The sequence below is a fragment of the Azospirillum sp. A26 genome, assembly GCF_042604635.1.
Classification (GTDB): Bacteria; Pseudomonadota; Alphaproteobacteria; order Azospirillales; family Azospirillaceae; genus Azospirillum; species Azospirillum palustre.
On record NZ_CP170472.1, the window covers coordinates 254,594 to 277,589 of the forward strand.

At 68.0% G+C, this 22,996-nt stretch carries 16 protein-coding genes; 7 read left to right on the forward strand and 9 right to left on the reverse strand.

Annotated features, from left to right (window positions below; translation table 11 throughout):
• Positions 1-16 precede the first annotated feature (16 nt).
• The 5 genes from ABNQ39_RS01715 to ileS all read right to left on the reverse strand — a co-directional run bounded on the left by ABNQ39_RS01715 (position 17) and on the right by ileS (position 7,119).
• Entirely contained in the window at positions 17-1,396 is a 1,380-nt protein-coding gene (locus ABNQ39_RS01715; RefSeq protein WP_376958449.1) for a M16 family metallopeptidase, read from the reverse strand.
• 2 nt (positions 1,397-1,398) lie between these two features.
• Positions 1,399-2,796 carry a M16 family metallopeptidase gene (locus ABNQ39_RS01720; RefSeq protein ID WP_376958450.1) on the reverse strand — a complete coding sequence of 466 codons (1,398 nt, stop codon included), beginning with the start codon at positions 2,794-2,796 and terminating at the stop codon, positions 1,399-1,401.
• A 114-nt stretch (positions 2,797-2,910) separates the two neighbouring features.
• Positions 2,911-3,516, reverse strand: coding sequence for a DUF3035 domain-containing protein (locus ABNQ39_RS01725; protein WP_376958451.1), 606 nt, complete (start codon positions 3,514-3,516; stop codon positions 2,911-2,913).
• 107 nt (positions 3,517-3,623) lie between these two features.
• The gene (gene lspA / locus ABNQ39_RS01730; RefSeq protein WP_376958452.1) at positions 3,624-4,127 is read right to left on the reverse strand and encodes a signal peptidase II; all 504 of its coding nucleotides are present in this window, start codon (positions 4,125-4,127) and stop codon (positions 3,624-3,626) included.
• A gap of 148 nt (positions 4,128-4,275) precedes the next feature.
• Entirely contained in the window at positions 4,276-7,119 is a 2,844-nt protein-coding gene (gene ileS / locus ABNQ39_RS01735) for an isoleucine--tRNA ligase (RefSeq protein WP_376958453.1), read from the reverse strand.
• 376 nt (positions 7,120-7,495) lie between these two features.
• Here ileS and ABNQ39_RS01740 point away from each other — a divergent pair, with 376 nt between their 5' ends.
• The 4 genes from ABNQ39_RS01740 to ABNQ39_RS01755 all read left to right on the forward strand — a co-directional run bounded on the left by ABNQ39_RS01740 (position 7,496) and on the right by ABNQ39_RS01755 (position 12,706).
• Positions 7,496-8,473, forward strand: coding sequence for a glycosyltransferase family 10 domain-containing protein (locus ABNQ39_RS01740; RefSeq protein ID WP_376958454.1), 978 nt, complete (start codon positions 7,496-7,498; stop codon positions 8,471-8,473).
• Positions 8,474-8,491: 18 nt separating this feature from the next.
• Positions 8,492-9,214: a hypothetical protein gene (locus ABNQ39_RS01745; RefSeq protein WP_376958455.1), complete on the forward strand. Its 723-nt coding sequence runs from the start codon at positions 8,492-8,494 to the stop codon at positions 9,212-9,214.
• Between the two features lie 67 nt (positions 9,215-9,281).
• On the forward strand, positions 9,282-11,912 hold the full coding sequence (locus ABNQ39_RS01750; protein WP_376958456.1) for a tetratricopeptide repeat protein: 2,631 nt from the start codon (positions 9,282-9,284) through the stop codon (positions 11,910-11,912).
• Entirely contained in the window at positions 11,909-12,706 is a 798-nt protein-coding gene (locus tag ABNQ39_RS01755) for a galactosyltransferase-related protein (protein WP_376958457.1), read from the forward strand. The genes ABNQ39_RS01750 and ABNQ39_RS01755 overlap by 4 nt, the downstream gene beginning before the upstream one ends.
• 41 nt (positions 12,707-12,747) lie before the next feature.
• Here the strand turns inward: ABNQ39_RS01755 and ABNQ39_RS01760 are convergent, their stop codons facing one another.
• The 3 genes from ABNQ39_RS01760 to ABNQ39_RS01770 all read right to left on the reverse strand — a co-directional run bounded on the left by ABNQ39_RS01760 (position 12,748) and on the right by ABNQ39_RS01770 (position 17,072).
• On the reverse strand, positions 12,748-13,431 hold the full coding sequence (locus ABNQ39_RS01760) for an orotate phosphoribosyltransferase (RefSeq protein ID WP_014247028.1): 684 nt from the start codon (positions 13,429-13,431) through the stop codon (positions 12,748-12,750).
• Positions 13,432-13,556: 125 nt separating this feature from the next.
• Positions 13,557-15,233, reverse strand: a complete 1,677-nt coding sequence (locus ABNQ39_RS01765) for a methyl-accepting chemotaxis protein (protein ID WP_376958458.1) — start codon at positions 15,231-15,233, stop codon at positions 13,557-13,559.
• A 132-nt stretch (positions 15,234-15,365) separates the two neighbouring features.
• Positions 15,366-17,072 carry a methyl-accepting chemotaxis protein gene (locus ABNQ39_RS01770; RefSeq protein ID WP_376958459.1) on the reverse strand — a complete coding sequence of 569 codons (1,707 nt, stop codon included), beginning with the start codon at positions 17,070-17,072 and terminating at the stop codon, positions 15,366-15,368.
• 216 nt (positions 17,073-17,288) lie between these two features.
• Between ABNQ39_RS01770 and ABNQ39_RS01775 the strand changes: the two genes are divergently transcribed.
• Positions 17,289-18,935, forward strand: coding sequence for a S10 family peptidase (locus ABNQ39_RS01775; protein ID WP_376958460.1), 1,647 nt, complete (start codon positions 17,289-17,291; stop codon positions 18,933-18,935).
• 91 nt (positions 18,936-19,026) lie between these two features.
• Here ABNQ39_RS01775 and ABNQ39_RS01780 read toward each other — a convergent pair whose 3' ends face one another.
• On the reverse strand, positions 19,027-20,889 hold the full coding sequence (locus ABNQ39_RS01780) for a flagellin (RefSeq protein WP_376958461.1): 1,863 nt from the start codon (positions 20,887-20,889) through the stop codon (positions 19,027-19,029).
• Between the two features lie 367 nt (positions 20,890-21,256).
• Between ABNQ39_RS01780 and ABNQ39_RS01785 the strand changes: the two genes are divergently transcribed.
• Positions 21,257-21,724: a RidA family protein gene (locus ABNQ39_RS01785; protein WP_376958462.1), complete on the forward strand. Its 468-nt coding sequence runs from the start codon at positions 21,257-21,259 to the stop codon at positions 21,722-21,724.
• Between the two features lie 107 nt (positions 21,725-21,831).
• Positions 21,832-22,995 (forward strand): GNAT family N-acetyltransferase, encoded by a 1,164-nt coding sequence (locus tag ABNQ39_RS01790; protein ID WP_376958463.1) that lies wholly within the window; start codon positions 21,832-21,834, stop codon positions 22,993-22,995.
• The last annotated feature ends 1 nt before the right edge of the window (position 22,996 follow it).

A 22,996-nucleotide genomic window follows, 5' to 3' on the forward strand; every position in this document is an offset into this window, starting at 1 on the left:
GGCGCCCCCGGTTCACTCAGCTTCCGCCTTCGATGGTCCGCGTCGGCGTCACGCCCTCCGGCTTGCCGACCAGGACGGTCAGCAGCTTGGCCGGGTCGAGCAGGCGGCGGGCGACGCGCTTGATGTCCTCCTGGCTCACCGCGTTGATGTAGCGGTCGCGCTGGTTCAGGTAGTCGATGCCCAGCTTGTCGCGCTTCACCTGCAACAGGATGCGGGCGATGGCCTGGGTCGAGCCGAGTTGCAGTGGGAAGGAGCCGGTCAGGTAGGTCTTGGCGTCGGCCATCTCCTGGTCGGTCAGCCCGTCCTTGGCCATGCGCGCCCATTCCTGGCGGATGATGTCCAGCGCCTGACCCGCCTTGGCGTTGACGGTGGAGCCGCCCGCCATCACCAGCGCGGTATGGTCCATCGGGATCAGGTAGCTGTAGACGCCATAGCTGAGCCCGCGCTTCTCGCGCACCTCTTCCATCAGGCGCGAACCGAAGCCGCCGCCGCCCAGCACATAGTTCATCACCGTCGCGGCGTACCAGTCGGGATCGTCGCGCTTCACGCCGGGCTGCCCCATCAGCATGACGGTCTGCGCCGTCGGGCGCGGCAGCAGGATGGTCTGGCCCAGCCCGGCCATCGTCACGTCGGGGATCGGCTTCGCCTCGGTCTTGGCCGGCAGCCCACCGAACACTGTGTCGAGCGCCTTGCCCAGATCCTCCGGCGAGATGTCGCCGGTCGCCGCCACCACCAGCCGGTCGCGGCCGAACTGCCCCTTCACGAAGGCGCGCAGGTCGTCGGGCGTGATGGCCGGCAGGCTTTCCAGGCTGCCGCGACTCTCGCCGCCATAGGGGTGGCCGGGGAAGGCGGTGGCGTAGAACTGGCGCCGCGCGACATAGTTGGGGTCGGCGAGGTCGCGCCTGAGGCTGGCCATGACGGAGGCCCGCATGCGATCCAGCGCCTCGGGCGCGAAATGCGGCTCGGTCAGGGCGAGCCGGGTCAGTTCCAGCGCCTCGTCACGGTTGTCGGCCAGGGTGCGCATCGAGCCGCCGAAGCCGTCGCGCCCGGACTCGAAGCCGAGCGCGATGGCCTTGTCCTGCAAACGGGCCTGGAAGGTCTGGGAGTCGTACGGCCCGGCACCCTCGTCCAGCATGGTGGAGGCGATGTTCGCCAGCCCTTCCTTGCCCTTGGGGTCGGTGCCGCCGGCTCCCTCGAAGACCCATTCCAGCGCCAGGACCGGCACCTTGTGGTCCTCGACCAGCCACGCCTCGATCCCGCCGGGGCTGACCACCCGCTTGATGTCCATGGCCTGGGCGGGCGAGAGAAGGGCGGCGGCCGTCAGGAAGAACGCCACGACCGCGAGGCGGACGGAGGGAAGTCCGCGGGCGGATGAAACATCGTGAAACACGCTCATCCTCAACTGTCCTTTCCGGTCGGGGGCAGCAGCAGGCCGGTGACGTGGTTGGTCTGGCTCAGCACGGCGCGGGCGGCGGCGTTGACCTGATCGGCGGTGACGGCGTCGATGCGCACCGGCCAGTTCTCCACGTCGTCGATGCTCTGGCCGGTGGCGAGCGCCGCACCCAGCGTCTGGGCCGGTCCGGTCAGGCTGTCGCGGGCATAGGCAGCCGAGGCCAGCATGCGCTTGCGCGCGGTGGCGACCTCTTCCTCCGTCACGCCGGATTTCAGCAACTTGTCGACCTCGGCCCACAGAGCCGATTCGAGCTTGTCCATCGGCACGCCGGCGGCCGGGCTGGCGCCGACGCTGAGCGTCGCCATGTCCCAGGCGGTCGGCCCATAGCCGAGCCAGGCCGAGGTGGCGAGCTTCTGGTCCACCACCAGACTGCGGTAGAGGCGCGAGGTGGTGCCGCCGCTCATGATCTCGGCCAGCACCTGCAAGGCATAGGCCTGGCCGGTCTGGTCAAGGCGGTAGGACGGGGCGGTCCAGATGCGGCGGACCGAGGGCTGGCGCACCTCGTCGTCACGCAGGACGACCTGACGGGAGGAGGTCAGCGGCGGTTCGGTGACCCGCTTGCGCTCCGGCACCGGGCGGGCGGCAATGGCACCGTAATAGCGCTCGGCCAGCGGTTTCAGCTCCGCCGCGGTCACGTCGCCGGACACCACCAGGATGGCGTTGTTGGGCGTGTACCACGTCTTGTAGAAGCGCTCCGCCATCTCCCGCGTCAGCGCCGACATCTCCTGCGGCCAGCCGATCACCGGGGTGCCGTAGGGGTGGTGGACGAAGAGGGTGGCGTTGATCTGCTCGCCGATGCGGTCGGCCGGCTCGTTCTCGATGCGCTGGCGCCGCTCCTCGATGATGACGTCGCGTTCGGGATAGACCACCGCATCGGTCAGCTTGAGGTTCGACATGCGGTCCGACTCCATCCGCATCACCATCTCCAGCCGGTCGCGGGCGACGTTCTGGTAATAGGCGGTGTAGTCGTAGCTGGTGAAGGCGTTGTCGCGCCCGCCGTTCTTGGCGATGATCCGGCTGAACTCGCCGGGCTGGATCGCATCGGTCCCCTTGAACATCAGATGTTCGAGGAAATGGGCGATGCCGGACTGGCCGCGCTCCTCGTCGGCGGCGCCCACCTTGTACCAGACCATATGGGTCACGACCGGCACGCGGTGGTTCGGGATCACCACCACCTGCATGCCGTTGGACAGGGTGAAGCTCTCGGGGAAGAACACCCCCTTTTCCGCCGCGTGGGCGGGCTGGAACCCGAGCGGAATCGGTGCCAGGGGGGCCGCGACGGTCATCGTCAAGGCGAGAAGTCCTGCCGCGGCGAGGCGGCGGGCTGGAATGAAGGCGGGCATGAGGGCTCCCGGATCAGGAGGACCGAATCGAAAGGGCGCCCTTCGCTGGGAAGGACGCCCCCGGAAACTGGTGTGATGTCGCGTGTTGGACAAGACCGAAGGAACTGGTCGGGCTTAGAACAGGCCTTCCAGCGGCGCCTTGCGCTTGCGCTCGATCGTCGGGGTAGCGGCACCGTCCAGCGCCTTGCCCTGGGCCTGGGCCTCGCGCAGGCGCTGCTGCTCCTTGCCGGGATCGACGACGGAGACGGGCGGCTGCTGCGTCTGCCAGAACAGGAGCGAATCGATCCAGCTCTTGTCGGCGACGATCAGCTGGGTGGTTTCCTGATCGACCTTGGCGCGGATGTTCGGGTCGATGCCGTCGCGGGCCGAAGCCTGCGCGACCAGCGACTTCTCGCCCGCCGTTGCGCCCGCCGCAGCCTTGGCACCGCGCGAGGAACCGCCGAACACGGCGCCGGCGGCCATCTGGGTCGGGGTGCTGTCCTGCGGACGGGCAGCACCCGGGCGCGGCTTCGGCAGGTCCTGCATGCTGGGCGGCAGGGTCAGCGGAGCGCGGGAAACGACGGAGAACTCGTCGGGGCTCTGGCGGTCGAGACCGATGGACCGGCGCACATCCGAGCAGCCGGCGAGCGTCAACGCCGCAAGCGCCAGCCCGATGAGCGGGAGCCGCGCCAAAGGAAGCCGGGTCCGGGGGAAGGAGAGGGCGGAGGAGATGCTGGTCACGTTCGGAGGATCCCGTCGTCTGTCACGTCGTAGCGACCCGGCCCGAAGGTCGAGGCCGCTTGGGTCAGCGCTCGCCGGTGGTTATAACGCCACCGGCGACGGAACTCTTACGACTTTTCGCGGCCCGCGAACAGTCCGTCGATCAGCAGCAGCACGACGCCGACGCTGATTCCGCTGTCGGCCACGTTGAAGGCCCAGAAATGCCAGCCGCCGACATGGAAATCGAGGAAATCGACCACCGCCCCGTGCAGCATCCGGTCGGCCACGTTGCCGATCGCCCCGCCGATGATGAAGCCCAGCGCCAGGGCGATCAGACGGCGTTCCGCCTGCCGCAGCCAGAAGATCAGGCAGACGGCGATCACCGCGGCGATGGCGCTCAGGATGTAGGGCATCAGCGCCCCGCCGCTGGCGAAGGTGCCGAAGCTGACGCCGTAGTTCCACACCAGCACGAGGTTGAAGAAGGGGGTCACCTCGATGACATGCGGCACCGGCTGCATGACCTGCTCGAGGATCCACCACTTGCTGCCCTGGTCGAGGACCACCACCAGCACGGCGACGATCAGCCCGAACAGCCAGTAGGACCGGGATTGGTTGGCGACGAAGGCGTTCATGTGACCGCACGTTCTCCCTCTCCCCCCCGGGGAGAGGGTCGGGGTGAGGGGGAAGCGCGGCGAGGAGCGTCCGGCAAGCGGACCCCCCTCATCCTAACCCTCTCCCCGGGGGGGAGAGGGGACAGGACCGCGGTTGTGACGACTTTCCTCATGCCACCGCGTCGGAGCAGCGGATGCAGAGCGTCGGATGGTCGTGGACTGTGCCGACTTCCTCCAGGACCTTCCAGCAGCGCTCGCACTTCCCGCCGTCGGCCAGAGCCGGGGCGACGGCGATGCCGGGGACGTCGGGCAGGGTGAAGGCCCCCTCCGGCGCTGCGGCGTCCGTCACCTCGATGGCCGAGGTGATGCAGACGTCCTGGAAATCGACATCGGCCAGCAGGGCCTTGGTCGCGGCGTCGACGAAGACGGTCGGATCGGCCTGGAGGGACGAGCCGATGGTCTTGTTGGCGCGCTCCAGCTCCAGGGCGCCGGTGACGACGCGGCGGACGGTGCGCACCGCCTCCCACTTGGATGCCAGCGCGTCGTTGCGCCAGTCGCCCGGCACCTCCGGGAAGCCGCGCAGATGCACGCTCTCGTCGGTCCAGCCCGCCCCCTGCGTCAGGCCTTCCGGCCGGGCGAGCCACGCCTCTTCCGCGGTGAAGCAGAGGATGGGCGCGAGCCAGGCGGTCAGGTTGGAGAACAGATGCTCCATCACCGTCCGCACCGACCGGCGGCGCACCGAGTCGACGGCGTCGCAATAGAGGCTGTCCTTGCGGACGTCGAAGTAGAAGGCCGACAGCTCCACCGCACAGAAATTGTGCAGGGCCACGAACAGGGCGTGGAAGTCGTAGGCCTCGACCTTCTCGCGGACCAGCGTGTCCAGCTCCGACAGGCGGTGCAGGACCCAGCGCTCCAGCTCCGGCATCTCGGCGGCGTCGATCCGCTCGGCCGGGCTGTAGTCGGCGAGCGCGCCCAGCAGGTAGCGCAGCGTGTTGCGCAGGCGGCGGTAGAGGTCGGCCTGGGTCTTGATGATCTCCTTGCCGATGCGGAGATCCTCCGAATAGTCGGAGTTGATGATCCACAGGCGCAGGATGTCGGCGCCGTACTGGTCGCAGACCTCCTGCGGGGCCACCACGTTGCCCAGGGACTTGGACATCTTGCGGCCCTGCTCGTCGAGCACGAAGCCGTGGGTCAGCACCGCGTTGTAGGGCGCCCGGCCGCGCGTGCCGCAGCTTTCCAGCAGCGAGGAGTGGAACCAGCCGCGATGCTGGTCGGAGCCTTCCAGATAGAGGTCGGCCGGCCAGGCCAGCTCCTCCAGCCGCTGTTCCAGAACGAAGGCGTGCGAGGAGCCCGACTCGAACCAGACGTCGACGATGTCCTTGACCTGCTCGAAATCCTCGGCGGAGTAGCTATTGCCGAGGAAGTCCTGCGGGTCGCGGGCGAACCAGGCGTCGGCGCCCTCCTGCTGGAAGATGTCGGCGATGCGGGCGAACACCGCCTCGTCGCGCAGGATCTCGCCGGTCGACTTGCGGACGAACAGCGCGATCGGCACGCCCCAGGCGCGCTGGCGGCTGATGCACCAGTCCGGACGGCTCTCGATCATCGAGCGGATGCGGTTCTCGCCCTGCGCCGGGACCCAGCGGGTGTCGGAGATCGCCTGCAAGGCCACCTTGCGCAGGTCGTTCGTCTCCATCGAGATGAACCACTGCGGCGTGGTGCGGAAGATCAGCGGCGCCTTGGAGCGCCAGCTGTGCGGATAGCTGTGCTTGATGCGGTTGCTGGCCAGCAGCGACCCGCATTCCTCGAACGCCTCCAGCACCGCCTTGTTGGCGGGGCCGGTCTTGCCCTGGTCGGTGTAGACGGCCAGCCCGGCGAACAGCGGTACATGGGCGTAATAGCGCCCGTCCTCGCCCACCGTCTGCGGCACCTCGATGCCGTTGGCCTGGCCCAGGCGGAAGTCATCCTCGCCATGGCCGGGGGCGATGTGGACGAAGCCCGAACCGGCATCGGTCGTCACGAAGTCGCCGGCCAGCAGCGGCACCTTGAAGTCGTAGCCCTTGCCGTTCAGCGGGTGGCGGCAATAGGTGCCGGCGAGCCGCGAGCCGGGGAAGCGGTGCAGCTGCTTCCACTCGGTGATGCCGGTCTCCTTCAGCACGCTCTCGGCCAGCGCGGTGGCGAGCACGAGGCGCTCGCCGACCACCGCCTTGCTGCCCTCGGCGACCGCCGTGACCTTGAAGGTCGCGTATTCGATCTCGTCGCCATAGGCGATGGCGCGGTTGCCCGGCAGGGTCCAGGGGGTGGTCGTCCAGATGACGATGCTGGCCTCGTCCACTTCCGGTGCCGACGAGCCCCAGACGGGGAAGCGGGCGAAGACGGTGGTGGAGGTGTGGTCGTGGTATTCCACCTCGGCGTCGGCCAGCGCGGTCTTTTCGACCACCGACCACATCACCGGCTTGAAGCCCTTGTAGAGGCCGCCGTTGACCGCGAACTTGTGGATTTCGCGGACGATCTGCGCCTCGGCCGGGAAGGTCATGGTGGCGTAGGGCTGCTTCCAGTCGCCTTCCACGCCCAGGCGGCGGAACTCGGCGGCCTGGATGCCGACCCACTCCTCGGCGAACTGGCGGCATTCGGCGCGGAACTGGATAAGCGGCACGTCATCCTTGTTCTTGCCGGCCTTGCGGTACTTCTCCTCGATCTTCCACTCGATGGGCAGGCCGTGGCAGTCCCAGCCGGGGACATAGTCGGCGTCGAAGCCCTGCATCTGGCGGAAACGGACGATGACGTCCTTCAGGATCTTGTTGACGGCATGGCCGATGTGGATGTTGCCGTTGGCATAGGGCGGGCCGTCATGCAGCACGAACTTCTTGCGGCCCTTGGCGCCGGCGCGCAGCTTGCCGAACAGGTCCATCTCGGCCCAGCGCTTCAGCAGCTCGGGCTCCTTGGTCGGCAGGCCGCCGCGCATGGGGAAGTCGGTGCGGGGCAGGAAGACGGTCGGTTTGTAATCGCGGGTCATATCGGATCCCTGGGGGAAAGCATTACCGTCGGGCGGCGATGAGGCCACCCGGTACACAGCAGGTCTCTATCCCGGCCCTCCTCAGAGAGCCGGGCCGGTAATTCGCGCGCGATGCGCAGGGGCGCGCATCATCATCGGGATCCGCAAGGAGACGTCCATGGCGCCGGATATTAGCGGCGCGGGCCGTGCGGTCAAGGACCGCTCACATGCGCCGTGTGCAACCGCGAACCGGTTTCGCCGGGGGGAAGTCCCCTCGGCGCCGGCTCCCGAAATTACCGCTGGCAACCCGGCGGGGGCAAAATTACGGTGTGTCCGCCGAGCTTGTCCGGGGCGCGGGCCGCTCGCGGCAGTCAGCAGGTGCGGGAGCGTCTTCGGCATGATCGACCAACGGACCAGCGGCTTCCTGTCAGAATTCCTCGACACCCCCAACAGGGATCCGGCGGTTCTCGATCGCTTTCTTCTGCAAGGGCCGGACGGTGGACGGCGCGGGGCGAAGCCGCGCCTGAAAGTCGCCTTCTTCGATTTCTGGCCGGAGTTCGATCCCTCCGCGAACTTCTTCGTGGAAATCCTGTCCGCCCGCTTCGAGGTGTCCGTGGTCGAGAACGACAGCGACCTCGCCATCGTCTCGGTGTTCGGCACCCGCCACCAGGAAATACGGGCGTCCCGGTCGATGTTCTTCACCGGCGAGAATGTGCGGCCGCCGCTCGATGCCGTCGACATGTCGGTGTCGTTCGACCGCATCGACGATCCCCGTCATTTCCGCCTGCCGCTCTACGTCATCCATGCCTACGACCATCTGCGCGAAGGGGCGGCGCCGTATTTCTGCCATTCCGTCCTGCCGCCGGTGCCGCCGACGCGGGAGGACGCCGCAAATCGGAAATTCTGCGCCTTCCTCTACAAGAATCCCAACTGCGCCCGCCGCAACGACTTCTTCCAGATGCTCGGCGCCCGGCGCCATGTCGAGTCGGTGGGCTGGCTGCTGAACAACACCGGCAGCGTGGTGAAGATGGGCTGGCTGCCGAAGATCAGGGTGTTCTCCCGTTACCGCTTCGCCTTCGCCTTCGAGAACGCGAGCCATCCCGGCTATCTGACCGAGAAGATCCTGGACGCTTTCCAGGCCGGTGCGGTGCCGCTCTATTGGGGCGATCCCGGCGTCCTGCGCGATGTCGCGGCCGGCAGCTTCATCGACGTGTCGCGATACTCCTCCGATGAGGAGGCCATCGAGGCCATCCTGGCCATCGACGACGATTACGCCGCCTACCGCCGCTATCGCAGCACGCCGCCCTTTCTCGGCACGGAGGATTTCCACTTCGATGCCTACCGTCTGGCAGAATGGATCGAAAGCCGTCTCTGAACGGCGGAGGAATGGGCGATGAGACGGGTGCTGCTGAATTATGCCGACGGGGTCTTCACGACGGCGCAGAAATACAATGGCAGGACCGGCCTGGAGACCGGCGGTTTCGACGGCGTCGCGATGATGGGGCGCCAGCACATCGATGCCGCTTTCGCATCGCGGAACCGGCATGTGCTGGAGCAACCGCGCGGGGCCGGCTATTGGCTGTGGAAGCCCTACTTCATCGACCGCTTGCTGCGCGAGCATCTGAAGGACGGCGACATCCTGTTCTACAGCGACAGCGGCGCCCATTTCGTCCACAGCGTCGATCCGCTGATCGAGATTTGCCGGCAGCGGCGGGATCTGCCGGTCCTGCTGTTCACGCTGGAGGACCATCACCGCAACGGCGTCTGGACCAAGCGCGACTGTTTCCATTTCATGGGGCTGGACCGGCCCGATGTCGTCGAGGCGCCGCAGATCATGGGCAGCTTCGTCCTGTGCGAACGCGGGCCCGAAAGCATGGACTTCGTCGCGCAATGGCTGCGGCTCGCCCAGGATGCCCGGCTGCTCACCGACGCACCCAACGAATGTGGCCTGCCGAACTATCCGGAGTTCCGAGACCATCGCCACGACCAGAGCATCCTCAGCCTGCTCGGCCGCCGCCATCGCGTGACAACCATTCCCGACATCTCGCAATGGGGCGATGCCCGCCGTCCGCCCGGGATTCCCCGCATCATGGAACACACGCGCTGGCGCGACTAGGGCCGGCTGTGGCAGAGAGAAGACCGGTCCATTCCCTTCAACCGCCAGCGGCGATCGGCAGCAGCGCATGACCAGTTTTGCCCGTGCCGTGGCGGCGGAAAACGCCGGCAGGCTGGAGGAGGCCAGGGCCCGCTACCTCGACGTCCTGCGGACCGAGCCGCAGAACCCGGCGGCCCTGCACCGGCTGGGGGTGGTGGAGTTGCGGCTGGGCAACCCGCGCGACGCGGTGGTCCTGTTCCAGAAGTCGCTGGCCATCGCCAAGGACCCGGAGGTCTATCTCGATTTCGGAGCGGCGATGGCCGGTATGGCCCGCTGGGATGCGGCGGCGACGGTCTATGCCGCCGCTCTGCGGGTCGCCCCCGCATCGGCCGACGCCCATTACGGTCTGGCGATGGCCCTGCACCGGGAGGGGCGCCCGCAGGATGCCGAGCCCCATTACCGCAAGGTGCTGGCGAGCTTTTCCCATCTGGCAGAGGTCCACAACAACCTCGGCGTCGCCCTTCAGGACCTCGGCCGCTTCGCGGAGGCCGCCGCCGCTCATCGCGAGGCGGCGCGGATCGATCCCGCCGACGCGGCGTCCTGGTCCAAGCTGGGCGTGGCGCTCCATGCCATCGGACAGGGAGCCGAGGCGGAAGCCGCCTTCCGCAAGGCGGCCGGCCTGGCGCCGCAGGATGCCGACTGCTGGCACAACCTGAGTTGCCTGCTCGATGCCGGCGGTCGCCCGGCGGAGGCGCTCGCCGCCGGCCGTCTTGCGGTCGCGCTCGATCCGGGGAGCGCCCGCAACTGGCTGGCCCTGGGCAATGCCGCCGGTGCGGTGCGGCAGCTGGAGGAGGCATGGCGCGCCACGTCGGCCGCAGCCCGGCTGGAGCCGTCGAGCCCGGCGGCGCGCAACAATCTTGCCAGCGCCTTGCAGGACCTCGGACGCTCGCGCGAAGCGGTGGCCGAATACCGTGCGGCACTGGAGCTGCAACCAGACTTTCCGGTGGCCGAGATCAATCTGGCCCAGGCCCTGTCGGGGCTGCGCGAAGCGGACGGTGCATTGGCGGTCCTGCGGGCCCTGCTGGCGAGGCAGCCGGCGAACGGCGAGGCCTGGCGGCGGCTGGGCAGTGTGCTGGCGGAGGCCGTCCGCCCCGATGCCGCGGTCGCCGTTCTGCGCAAGGCGGTGGCGCTGGCTCCCGGCGAGCCGGATGCCCAGGCCGATCTGGCGATGGCCGCCGCGATGGCCGGCTGGAGCACGCAGTCGGCGGATGCCTGCCGGCGGGTCCTCCGGCTGGTTCCCGGCCATGCCGCAGCCCTCGGCCAACTCGTGCATCAGCAGCGACTTCTGTGCGACTGGCGCGATCTGGACGCGCTGGAGGCGCAGCTTCTCCGGCAGGTGCGCGCCGGGGCGGAGGGGGTGTCGCCCTTCGACGTCCTGTCCTGCGCCTCGACCCTCGCCGACCAGCAATCCGCCGCGGCCCGCTGGGCGATGGCGAAGGCCCGCGGCGCCGGGACCGTCCCACGGCCGGCGGCGGCCGCAGGCGATGGGCGGCTGCGGATCGGCTATCTGTCCGCGGATTTCCGTGAGCATGCCATGGGCCATTTGATGGTCGATGCGCTGGAAAGCCATGATCGGTCCCGCTTCGCCGTCACCGCCTATTCGACCGGCCTCGACGACGGCAGCGCGCTGCGCCAGCGGTTCCAGCGCGGGATCGAGCGCTTCGTCGACCTGCGCCGCCACACCGACGCCGATGCGGCGCGGACAATCGCGGCGGACGGCATCGACATCCTGGTCGATCTGACCGGCTTCACCTCCTTCTCGCGCACCTCGATCCTGGCGGCCCGGCCCGCCCCGGTGCAGGTCAATTGGCTGGGCTATCCCGGGACGCTTGGGGCTGGCTATGTCGACTACATCGTCGCCGATCCCACGGTGATCGCGCCGGGCGAGGACGGCTTCTTCAGCGAGCGGGTTGTGCGGCTGCCGGACTGCTACCAGCCCAACGACCGCCGCCGCACCATCGCCGAGGCCACGCCGACGCGCAGGGACTGCGGGTTGCCCGAGGACGGTTTCGTCTTCTGCTGCTTCAACAGCGCCTACAAGCTGACGCCCGCTTTGTTCGACGGCTGGGCGCGCATCCTGGCGGCGGTGCCGGGCAGCGTTCTGTGGCTCTATGCCGGCAATCCCCAGGTTGCGGTCAACCTGCGCCGCGAGGGCGAGGCCCGCGGTCTCGATCCCCACCGGTTCGTCTTCGCCCAACCTCTGCCGCACGCGGAGCATCTCGCGCGGCACCGGCTGGCCGACCTGTTCCTCGATACGCTTCCCTACAACGCCCACACGACGGCCAGCGACGCGCTGTGGGCGGGGCTGCCGGTGCTGACCCGGCGCGGGACGACCTTCGCCGGGCGCGTGGCGGCCAGCCTGCTGCGGGCGGCCGGATTGCCCGAGCTGATCGTCGACGGGCAGGAGGCCTATGAGGCGGAGGCGGTGGCGCTCGCCCGGTCGCCCGGACGGCTCCGCGACCTGCGGCAGCGGCTGGCGCGCAACCTGCCGGTCTGTCCGCTGTTCGACACGCTGCGCTTCACCCGGCATCTGGAGACGGCCTACCGGGCGATGTGGGATAGTCACCGGGCCGGCGGGGAGCCGCGCCCGATCACCGTCGCGGCCGAGGAGGCCGGCGGTCCGGCATCCGCCATACAGGGAAGAGGGGAGAACGCATGATCACCGGCGAGAGCACAGGAGCGCGGCTCCACATCGTCGTCCCCTACCGGGATCGCGAAGACCATCTCCGGCAGTTCGTTCCCTGGGTGAGCGCCTATTTCGACCGTCTGGCGCAACCGATCGATTATCGCGTCACCTTCGTGGAGCAGGAGGACGGGCTTCCTTTCAACCGCGGGGCGCTGAAGAATGCCGGCTTCCTGCTGGGCGAGGGGCAGAGCGACTATGTCTGCCTGCACGACATCGATTATCTGCCGGCCGATGCCGATTATTCCTGGGCCGATTGCCCGACGCCGATCATCTGGTACGGGGCCGAGCGGCGGCCGGTGGCGCCGGGGGTTTCCGACCGCACGGTGACGACCGACCTGGAAAGCTCGTTCGGCATGGTGCTGCTGATGCCGAACGCGGCGATGCGGCAGGTCGACGGCTATTCCAATGGCTTCTGGGGCTGGGGATACGAGGATTTCGACCTCTCGCTGCGCATCCGGGCGCGCCGAATCCCAACCGGCCGGCGCAAGGGACGCTTCCATCCGCTCGACCATGTCAACGACGGCTTCACGCCGGACGCGACGCCGTCCCCCATTTCCCTGGTGAACCGCCGCCATTTTCAAAAGCTCTGGTCGGCAGGAAAGATTCCCGCCGGCGACGGGTTGTCCTCGCTGTCCTTCGAGGTGCTGGACCGCAGGCCTTGCGATGGGTGCGTCGAGGGGGCGCAGGACCGTTGGGAGATCGTCCGGGTTCGCTTCGCCCATGCCCCAACGCCGGAACAGGCGGCGGCGGACGGCACCCAGGCCTGACATCCGTGGGGGGACGGCGGTTCCACCGCCCCCCGCCGAACTCACATGCTCGACTTGCCGCCGTGGGCGGACGACCAGCCGACCGGGTCGTTCAGGAACTTCTCGACTTCCGACAGGGTGTTCTCGTCGAAATAGCGGTTGTCGCGGGCGACCTTCAGCACGTCCCACCAAGTGCACAGCGCGTGCAGGCGCACGCCGATGGCGTCCATGTTGACCTTCGACTGCGGGAAGATGCCGTAGTGGAAGATCACGAAGGTGTCGGTCACCTGGGCGCCGCCATTGCGCAGCGCGGTGACGAAGTTCTCCTTGCTCTTGCCGTCGGTCGCCAGATCCTCGACCAGCAGGACGCGTTGCCCCTCGGTCAGCAGGCCCTCGATCTGGGCGTTGCGGCCGAAGCCCTTCGGCTTCTTGCGGACATACTGCATCGGCAGTTCAAGCCGGTCGGCGATCCAGGCGGCGAAGGGGATGCCGGCGGTCTCGCCGCCCGCCACCGCGTCGATGGCCTCATAGCCGATCTCGCGCTCGATGGTGGCGACGGCGAAATCCATCAGCGCCTTGCGGGCGCGCGGGAAGGAGACGATGCGGCGGCAGTCGGTGTAGACCGGGCTGGCCCAACCCGAGGTGAAGATGAAGGGCGTCTCGGCGTTGAAGTGCAGCGCCTTGATCTCCAGCAGGATCTTGGCCGCGGTGGCGGCGATGGTGGCCTGATCGGGCAGGGTCGACATGGAAGAAGGGCTCCGGAAAACGGGATGGCATCGCGCGGATGCCCATTGTGTAGCGGGGGAGGGCGCGATTCGCAATTCCCGACCATCCTTCCTCGCTCATCCCGGCGGGAACCGGGCATCCGCCGTCAGGCCGTCTGCACGGTGCGGGTGTAGCTGTCGACATCCGTCCGCAGCTGCTGCATCTCCCGGCGCAGCTTGGCCGCGGCCCCGGCCAATTCGCCGGCGGTGCGGTCGGTCCGCAGGATGACGTCGTGGACGCCGCCCAGCATGCCGGACATCGCCGTCACCGCGCCCGACCCGTCCTTCATCGCCCGTAGGATGCCCTCCGCCGCGTCCGATTGCCGCGACACCGCATCCGCGATGGCCGCCCCGCTGTCGCGGACCCCGTCGACCGTCCGGGAAACCCCGTCCATGGCATGGACCGCTTCGTCCACGATGGTCTGGATGCCGGCGATCTGGCTTTGGATGTCATCGGTTGCACGCGCGGTCTGCCCCGCCAGGCTCTTGACCTCGCCGGCGACCACGGCGAAGCCCTTGCCGGCCTCCCCGGCACGTGCCGCCTCGATGGTGGCGTTCAGCGCCAGCAGGTTGGTCTGGCTGGCGATCGAATTGATCAGGCCGACCACTTCGCCGATCCGCCGCGACGCCTCGGCAAGGTCGCGGATGCGGCCCGCCGCTTCATCGGTCCGCTGGACGGCGTCGGCGGTCATCCGGGCGGCCTGCCCGCTGTGGCGGCCCACCTCGTCGATGAGGGCTCCCAGCCCATCGGCTCCGGTGGCGGCGTCGCTCACGATGCGGCTCGCGGTGTCCGCATGCCCGCGCACATGACCGACCTCGTCCGCCGCGCGCCCTGCGTCCTCGGACATCGTGCCGGCGGTGGATTGAAGCTGTTCGCTGGTGGTGCCCAGCCCGCTCAGGATGATCTCGGTCTGATGGGTGAAGCGGTCCGTGGCGTCGTTCAGGGCGGCAAGCTTGCGCTGCTCCTCGTCCCGCCGCGTCTCTTCCTCGGTCCGGCGGCGGTCGAGATCGCTCGCCTGGTTTTGCATCAGCATCACCGCCGCGGTCACCCGGCCGATGGCATCGTCCACCGGATACTTCAATGCAATATCGCGTCGTCCGCGCCCGATCTCGGCAATTCCGTCCGCGGCCCGGTCGAGCGGCCGGGTGATCGAGCGGCCGATCACCAGCGCCATCAGGGCCGATCCGCCGATGGCCAGGGCGGTCACCATGCCGATCAGCACATAGGCGTAGGTCGTGATGGTGGCGGAGTTGCCGTTGCTCGCCTGGTTTTCCGCCCGGATCAAGGTGGACAGGGCGTCGTTGCGCTCCTCCAACCGATGGAAAAGTTCCAGGAAGCCGGCAAGCCCGTCCTTTGCCTTCGCCCTGTCGCGCAGGGCCACCTCGATCAGCCCCTCCGCCGCCCGGATGTACTCCTCCATCTCGGGCAGCAGGTCATCCAGACCCCTGCCGATGGCGGGACTCAAGACAAGGTGCCGGTTGGCGCTCAACGCGTCGCGAAACGTGTCGGCATGTTCCTTGAGATCCTTTCGAACCTCGTCCCGCTCCGCCTCCGCTCCGTCCGGGCCGGTCAGAAGAGCGGCGAGCACGTCGGCTCGCAGGGCGTCGTGCATCATGTCGCCCGCCTGATGATTCGACAGGGCTTCCCCCGTGATCAGAACCTGACGGTTCGCACCATCGACCATGGAGAGCGCCGAGACGGCGACGCCCCCCACGACCAGCAAGGCCAGAGCGAAGGACAAAGGCAGCAGAGACAATTTCCGGGACAGGGTCAGGACGGACATCTGCACAACCCTTCATTGGTGCGCGGAATGGATTGACGCATCATCCGTGCAGGATAGGCAATTTCATATGCTGAGTCCCATAGGGGTTTTTTTGAGGTGTCGCGCGAACGCCCGGCCGTTCGCGCGCTTGCGTCAGACCTGGCCCCGCACGCTGCCCAGGAAGCGGTCAACCTGGGTGTGCAGCAGCTCCGCCTGCTTCGACAGCTCCCCGGACGAGGAGAGCAGGCGCGATGCGCCGCTGCCGGTTTCCGACGCCGCCTGGAGCACGCCGCCGATGGAGGACGAGACCTCGTTGGTGCCGGCCGCCGCCTGCTGGACGTTGCGGGCGATCTCCATGGTGGCGGCGTTCTGCCCGTCGACCGCCTGGGCGATGGTGCCGACGATGACGTTCACCTCGCCGATGGTGGCGGCGATGCTCTGGATCGCCTCCACCGCGTCGGCGGTGGCCGTCTGGATCTCGGCGATCTGTTGCGAGATGTCGCCGGTCGCCTTGGCGGTCTGGTTGGCGAGGCTCTTCACCTCGCTGGCGACGACGGCGAAGCCCTTGCCGGCCTCCCCGGCCCGCGCCGCCTCGATGGTGGCGTTCAGCGCCAGCAGGTTCGTCTGCCCGGCGATGGAGTTGATGAGGTTCACCACATCGCCGATCTGGTTGGCCTTGGACGACAGGCCGTCGACGATGCGGTTGGTGCCGTCGGCCTGGTCGGCGGCCTGCTTTGCCTTGCGGCTGCTTTCGCCGATCTGGCGGCCGATCTCGGAGATGGAGGCGGCCAGTTCCTCCGCGGCGGCGGCCACGGTCTGGACGTTGACCGATGCCTGCTCCGACGCGGCGGCGACGGTAGTCGCCTGGGTCTCGGTATGGTCGGCGGTGGTCGCCAGCGACTTCGCCAGCGCCCGCACCTCGGTGGAGGAGGAGGCGACGCTGTCGACCACGCCCTTCACCTCGTTCTCGAACCGGTTGGCCAGCGCCGCCATCTCGGCCCGCTTGCGCTCCTCGGCGGCATGTTCCGCCTCGGCCTGACGGCGGCGGAAGTCATCGGCTTCCACCGCGTTGGCCTTGAACACCTCGACCGCACCGGTGATCTGCCCGATCTCGTCCTTGGAATCCGATGCCGGGACGGTGACGGTCAGATCGCCTCGCGCCAGCGTCAGCATGGCGTTGGTCAGGCGGCGCAGCGGGCGCAGGGCGGCCACCGTCCACAGGCCGAAGGCACCGGCCATCAGCAGGGCGACACCGCACAGCGACAGCATCAGCGTCTGGAAGCCCTTGGCGACGTTGCGCGCACGCGCGGCGATGGTCTGGTTCTTATGCTCCTGCAGGTCGATGAAGGCGTTGATGCGCTTCAGCCATTCGGTGAAGGCCGGGCGGGCGTCCTGCATCAGCCCCTTCTGCGCGGCGGCCATGTCGTTCGCCTTGCGGGCGGCGATGACCGTCTTGATCGCCGGCAGGCTCTTCGCCTCGATCTCCTTGATGCTCGCCAGAAGCTGCCGTTCCTCCGGCTCGATGTCGGTCATGCCGGCGAACATGGCGTCGAGCGGCTTGGCGGAGTCCTCGTAGAAGGCCGCCAGCCGGTCGATATCGGCCAGCACCAGCGACAGGGTCGCCGGGTCGGTGGTCAGCACCACGTCGCGCAGGGCGATGGCCCGGTCATGGACGCTGCCGCGGAAGTTGATGGCATAGCGCTGCTTGACGCTGTTGACCTCGTTGATCCGGGTGAGGTCGGAGTCGATTTTCCGCACCTCGCGGACGCCGATGACGGTCAGGCTGATCAGAAGGACAAGAACCACGCCGAAGCCGAGAAACAAACGTGTGCGGATCGTGGCGTGCCGTGGAAGGAACATGTCGGCGCATCCCGTCAAAGTTGGCCCGCATGGGCAATAAACGGACTTTATCCTAAAAGACGTTACCTTTTTGGGTTACTCAAGATGCGCTTTTTCGTCGGCCCGGCAAGGCGGCCGGCGCGGGCCCGCGCAAAAATGTGCGGGTTGCGGATCGAAGCCGCCGCCGCAATATGCGAGGCCCGGAGACCGATCCGGAAAACCGCCTTGGATTTGCCGATGCAGCCCCTGCCCATGTCCCGCCGCAACCGCAGCCTGCCACGTCTGCTGGCGATGGCCTTGCTCCCGGCCCTGCTGTTTCCGCCGCTGGTGACCGCGTCCGCCGCCGATGCGGATGGCGGTGCCCAGCAGGACCGGCCGGAGCATGCCGGATCGGCGGCTGCCAAGCCGGAAGGGGCCAAGTCGGACGGCAACAAGCCTGAATCCGGAAAGGCCGATGCTTCGAAAGCGGACGAGCTGCGGGGGTTCGATCCGCAGCGCAGCGTGACCAGCCACAGCCTGCCGCTGCCGGACGGTGCATTGGCCTACACCGCGACGGCGGAGTTCCTGCCGCTGCGCGACGGCGCCAAGGAGGAGCTGGCGGCGCGCATCTTCACGGTGACCTACACCGCCGAGCCCAAGACGCCGGCCGCCGGTCCGCGCCCGGTCACCTTCGTCTTCAACGGCGGGCCGGGGGCGGCGTCGGCCTACATGCATCTGGGTGCCGCCGGTCCGAAGGTCGTCGCCTTCGGTCCCGACGGGGCCCTGCCGCCGTCGCCGGCCCCGCTGGTCGACAATCCCGACAGCTGGCTGGCCTTCACCGATCTGGTCTTCATCGATCCGGTCGGCACCGGATACAGCCGCGCGGTGAAGCCCGACGAGACGGAAAAGCGCTTCTGGTCGGTGGACGGCGATGCGCGGTCGATGGCCGAGATCGTCCGGCTCTGGCTGACCCGGAATGGCCGCTGGTCTTCGCCGACCTTCCTGGCGGGGGAGAGCTACGGCGGTTTCCGCATCGCGAAGATGGCGGACGAACTGATCGATCAGGTCGGGCTCGCGGTGAACGGGCTGATCCTGGTATCCCCCGTCGTCGATTTCGCCGCCATCGACGAGGACGGCATCCTCGGTCCGGCCTGGAAGCTGCCGTCGATGGCGGCCTCCGCCGCCGCGCTCGGCCGCACCCCCGGCACGCCCGAACAGGCGGCGGAGGCGGCGGAGCGCTTTGCCCTCGGTCCCTATCTCACCGGGCTGGCCGGTCTCGACTATGGACGGCTCGATGACGCTCGGGACGTCTTCGCCGAGGTGGCGCGCATCACCGGCCTGCCGGTGGAGACGGTGCGGCGCCAGCGCGGGCGCGTGCCGATGGGTGTCTTCACCCGTGAGCTTCTGCGTGACCGCGGCCGCATCCTCAGCATCTATGACGGCACCTTCACCGCTCCCGATCCCGATCCGGGTGCGCCGCGCGTGCCGTTCGATCCCTTCCTGAAGGGCACGGTGCCGACCTATACCACGGCCTTCGCCGCCTATGCCCACGATGCGCTGGCGGTGCGGACCGAGTCTCCCTACCGGCTGCTCAGCGACCGGGTGAACCGGAACTGGGAGTGGCCGCGCATGTCGGTGCCGAGCGCGGTGGACGCGTTGCAAACGGCACTGACCCTTCAGCCGGCGCTGCGGGTGCTGATCGTCCATGGCCGCACCGACCTGATCACGCCCTACATGGCCTCGCGCTGGGTGGCGTCGAGGCTGGAACTGCCGGAGGGCGAACGCGGCCGGGTTGCGGTGACGGTGCATCCCGGTGGCCACATGATGTACACGCGGAGCCAGGGCCGCGCCGCGCTGGCGGCCGATGCCCGTGCGCTGATCGCGGAGAGCCTGCGCCCGCGGTGACCGGCGCCTGCCGGCGTTGGAAAGCGCGGAAACGGAAAGGGGCGCCCCGGCGGGGGGCGCCCCTTTCCATGTGTCGGATCGCTGTCCCGGATCAGAACAGACGCAGGATCGACTGCTGCGACTGGTTGGCGAGCGAGAGGGCGATGGTGCCGAGCTGCTGGCGGGTCTGCAGCATCAGCAGGCTGGCGCCTTCCTCGTTCTGGTCGGCCAGCGTCAGCTTGCTGGCGCCTTCCGTCAGCACGTCGCTGAACTCCTTGGTGAAGCTCTCGCGGGTCGTGATGATGTTCAGGTTGGTCGACAGATTCTGCGAGGCGGAGCGGATCGTCGCCTTGGCGTGATCCAGGCCGGCGACCGCCTTGTCGATGTCGGCGCGGTCCATCCAGCTGTTCTGCGCGCCGTCCAGCTGCAGGCCCTGGCCGCTGGTCGACAGGTTGACCGCGTTCACCGTGATCGCGTTGGTGTTGCGCTCGTTCAGCTGGACCGTGATGTCGTTCGACGTGTTGGCGTCGGAAATCTGCTTGGTGACGATGTTGGCCGAGCAGTTGGCCGACGCCGCCTTCTTGATCGTCTTGGCGTCGATTTCCATGCGGACGGTGCCGCTGTCGAAGGTGAAGGACTGCTCACCCCCCGTCAGCTTGCCGTCGCCCTTGTCGTTCGTGGCGTCGCGGGTCACCTGGGCGCCGTTGGAGTTGGTGACCTGGATTTGCAGGTCGACCTTCTTCTCGATGACCGAGATGCCGTTGCCCTGGTTGTTGGCCGATTCCAGCAGGCGGCGGTCGACCGTGAAGGACACGATGGTGCCCGACGCGAAGCTTTCCGAAATCTTCTTGGTCAGTGCGTTGGTGGCGCTGGTCGTCACCGTCATTTCGCGCACCGCGCCGGCCGTGGCGTTGCCGGTGAGGGTGATCGTGCCGGTCGCCGTGACGGAGGCGGTGGCGACGTCCTTGCCGACCAGGCGGCCGCTACCGGTGAGGGCCGTGGTGATCGAAGCCTGCAGCTGGGCGGCCACCTTGGCCGAAGCGTTCTGGCCGACGGCGACGTCGCCCGACGTGGCGGTGTAGCTGAAGGACTGGCCTTCCACCGTGATGGTGAAGATATCGCCTTCTTCGATCGTCCCGCCGACATTCACCGTCGACACCTGGGCCGAACCGCTCTTCGCAGCCGTCTTCAGCTTCGCTTCGATGGTCTGGGTGTTGTCGAAGTAGGAGATCGTGCGGCTCTCGTCGCCGTCCGACACGATGAAGTCGCGGGACCGGCCGTTGGCGCCGCGCACCTCGATCTGGACGTCGGAGAAGCTGCCCAGCGAGCCGGACATCGTGCCCGACAGCTTCAGGCCGACGAAGCCGTGCGCGTTTTCGGTCTTGGAGATGTCCGCGGTCTTGCCTTCGATCGAGCCGTCGCCCTTGACGCGGATCGAGTAGGTGTCGGCCGAGATGACGTTGGTGACGCGGGCGTTGTCGACGCCGGTCATGCTGTTGACGGCGGCACGGGACGCGCTGGTGCTGTCCATGCTCATGCCGTTGCCGTTGATCAGGTTCTTGCCCTGATAGCCGCTGTCGGCGGCCAGCTTGTCGATCTGATCCTTCAGCGTGTTGAACTGGCCGGCCAGCGACTTGCGGGTGGCGACGGAGGCGGCGTCGTTGCCGAGCGCCGCGTAGGCGGCGGTGGTCAGGCCCTTGGCCTGGTCGACCAGCGAGTCGATCGAGGTCAGGCCCTTGTCGGCGGCCTGGATGGTGCTGATCGACTGGCCCATCGCGTCCTTCAGCGAGGACAGGTCGCCGGCGCGCTGGTTCAGGCCCTTGGCAGCGAAGAAGGAGGTGGGACCATCGAGAGCCGAATTGATCTTGTTACCCGTCGACAGGATGTTCTGCTTCTTGTCGATCTGCGACTGCGTGCTCTGCAGCTGCAGCAGGTTGGTGCGCATCGAAGCGGTCAGCGTCACATTTCCGGCCATGGTCCTAGTCTCCTTCTGAGGCTGTCCCCGCCCCTGGTCATTTGACCGGCGAGGCAACGTGCGTTTTCCTGACACCACTCTTTCAAGCGCCGTGCCAACTGCTCCGATGTGCCATAAGTGACTGAATTTGCTATGGAATAAAAATAGGTCGGCAAAAAGGGCAGGGTTGGGCCCAAAGGTTCGGACCGGGCGTCCGAAAAACTTTCCCGGAATCTTTTGCCGCTCACGGACGGTTCTGCCGGGATGCCGGGCGGCAAGAATCTTCCCACCGCCCCGCCGGCAAGGGCTATGGTCGGGCTCCAAACCACGTCCCAATCATCGAACGCATGGCCCTTTCAGGGGCCAAAGCAGGGAAGGGAGAAGCATCATGACCGGTCGGATCGACGCACGCCTGGCGGAGCTGGGCATCGAGTTGCCGCAGGCCGCCGCCCCGGTGGCCGCCTATGTGCCCTACACCCGTTCGGGCAACACTCTTTACATCTCGGGCCAGGTGACGGTCTGGAACGGCGAGCGCAAGTTCGTTGGCAAGGTCGGCCAGGACTTCACGGTGGAGCAGGGCAAGGACGCCGCGCGCCTGTGCGCGCTGAACATCCTGGCCCAGGCCAAGGCCGCGCTGCGCGGCGACCTCGACCGCGTCACCCGCGTGCTGCGGCTGGGCGGCTTCGTCAATTCCGGCCCCGACTTCCACGACCATCCGCTGGTCATCAACGGCGCGTCCGAGCTGATGCGCGACGTCTTCGGCGAGGCCGGTCAGCATGCCCGCGCCGCGGTCGGCGCCCCGTCGCTGCCCGGCAACGTCGCGGTCGAGGTCGATGCGATTATCGAGGTGGCCTGACGGCAGCGGCCCGATGGGCGCCGGGGTGGTGGCCAGGGCGGCGGCTGTGCCTTGCTGTCTTGCGGCATGACGCCTACCTCCTTGCCATCGTTCAAGGAGACGCATGCATGCCCGACGGCAACGATGCCATCACCGTCAAGGTTCTGACCGGGATCGACGAGGCGGACCAGCAGGGCTGGGACGCCTGCGCCGGTCCCGGCAACCCGTTCCTCTCCCACGCCTTCCTCCTGGCGCTGGAGGACTCGGGGTCGGCGTGCGGCAAGTCCGGCTGGCAGCCCAGCCATCTCGCCGCCTATGACGGGGCCGGCCGCATGGTGGGTGCGGTCCCGGCCTATCTGAAAAGTCATTCCTACGGCGAGTATGTGTTCGACCACGCCTGGGCCAATGCCTTCGAGCGGGCGGGCGGCAGCTATTACCCCAAGCTGCAGGTGGCGGTGCCCTTTACCCCGGTGCCGGGTCCGCGGCTTCTGGTGGCGCCCGGGCCGCAGGCCGATGCCGTCGCCGATGCGCTGGTCGCGGCGCTGGAGCAGGTGGTGGAGCGCTATGGCGTCTCCTCCGCCCACGTCACCTTCCCGGAGCGGGCCGACTGGGACCGGCTGGGCACGGCCGGATGGCTGCAACGGCTTGGCGTGCAGTATCACTGGCACAACCGCGGCTATGGCAATTTCGACGAGTTCCTGGAGGCGCTGAACTCCCGCAAGCGTAAGGCGATCCGCAAGGAGCGGCGCGAGGTCGCCGAAAGCAGCGTGCGGCTGCACACCCTGACCGGCGACGACCTGAAGCCGGAGCACTGGGATGCCTTCCACCGCTTCTATCTGGAGACAGCCGACCGCAAATGGGGCGGCGGCTATCTCAACCGCCGCTTCTTCGACCTGCTCGGCCGCACCATGGCCGACCGGGTGGTTCTGGTGATGTGCGAGGATGGCGGGGACTGGGTGGCCGGTGCGCTCAACCTGCTGGGCGACGACGCGCTGTACGGCCGCAACTGGGGCTCCGACGGGAGCTACCGCTTCCTGCATTTCGAGGCGTGCTATTACCGTGCGCTGGATTTCGCCATCGAGCGCGGGTTGGCGCGGGTCGAGGCCGGTGCGCAGGGCGAGCACAAGATCCAGCGCGGCTATCTGCCGGTGCCGACCTACAGCGCGCACTGGATCGCAGACCCCGGCTTCCGCCGCGCGGTGGACCGCTATCTCAAGCAGGAACGTCCGGCGGTGGAAGCCGAAATCGAAGCGCTGGACGAGGAGCTGTCGCCCTACCGGCGGGAAGGCTGAT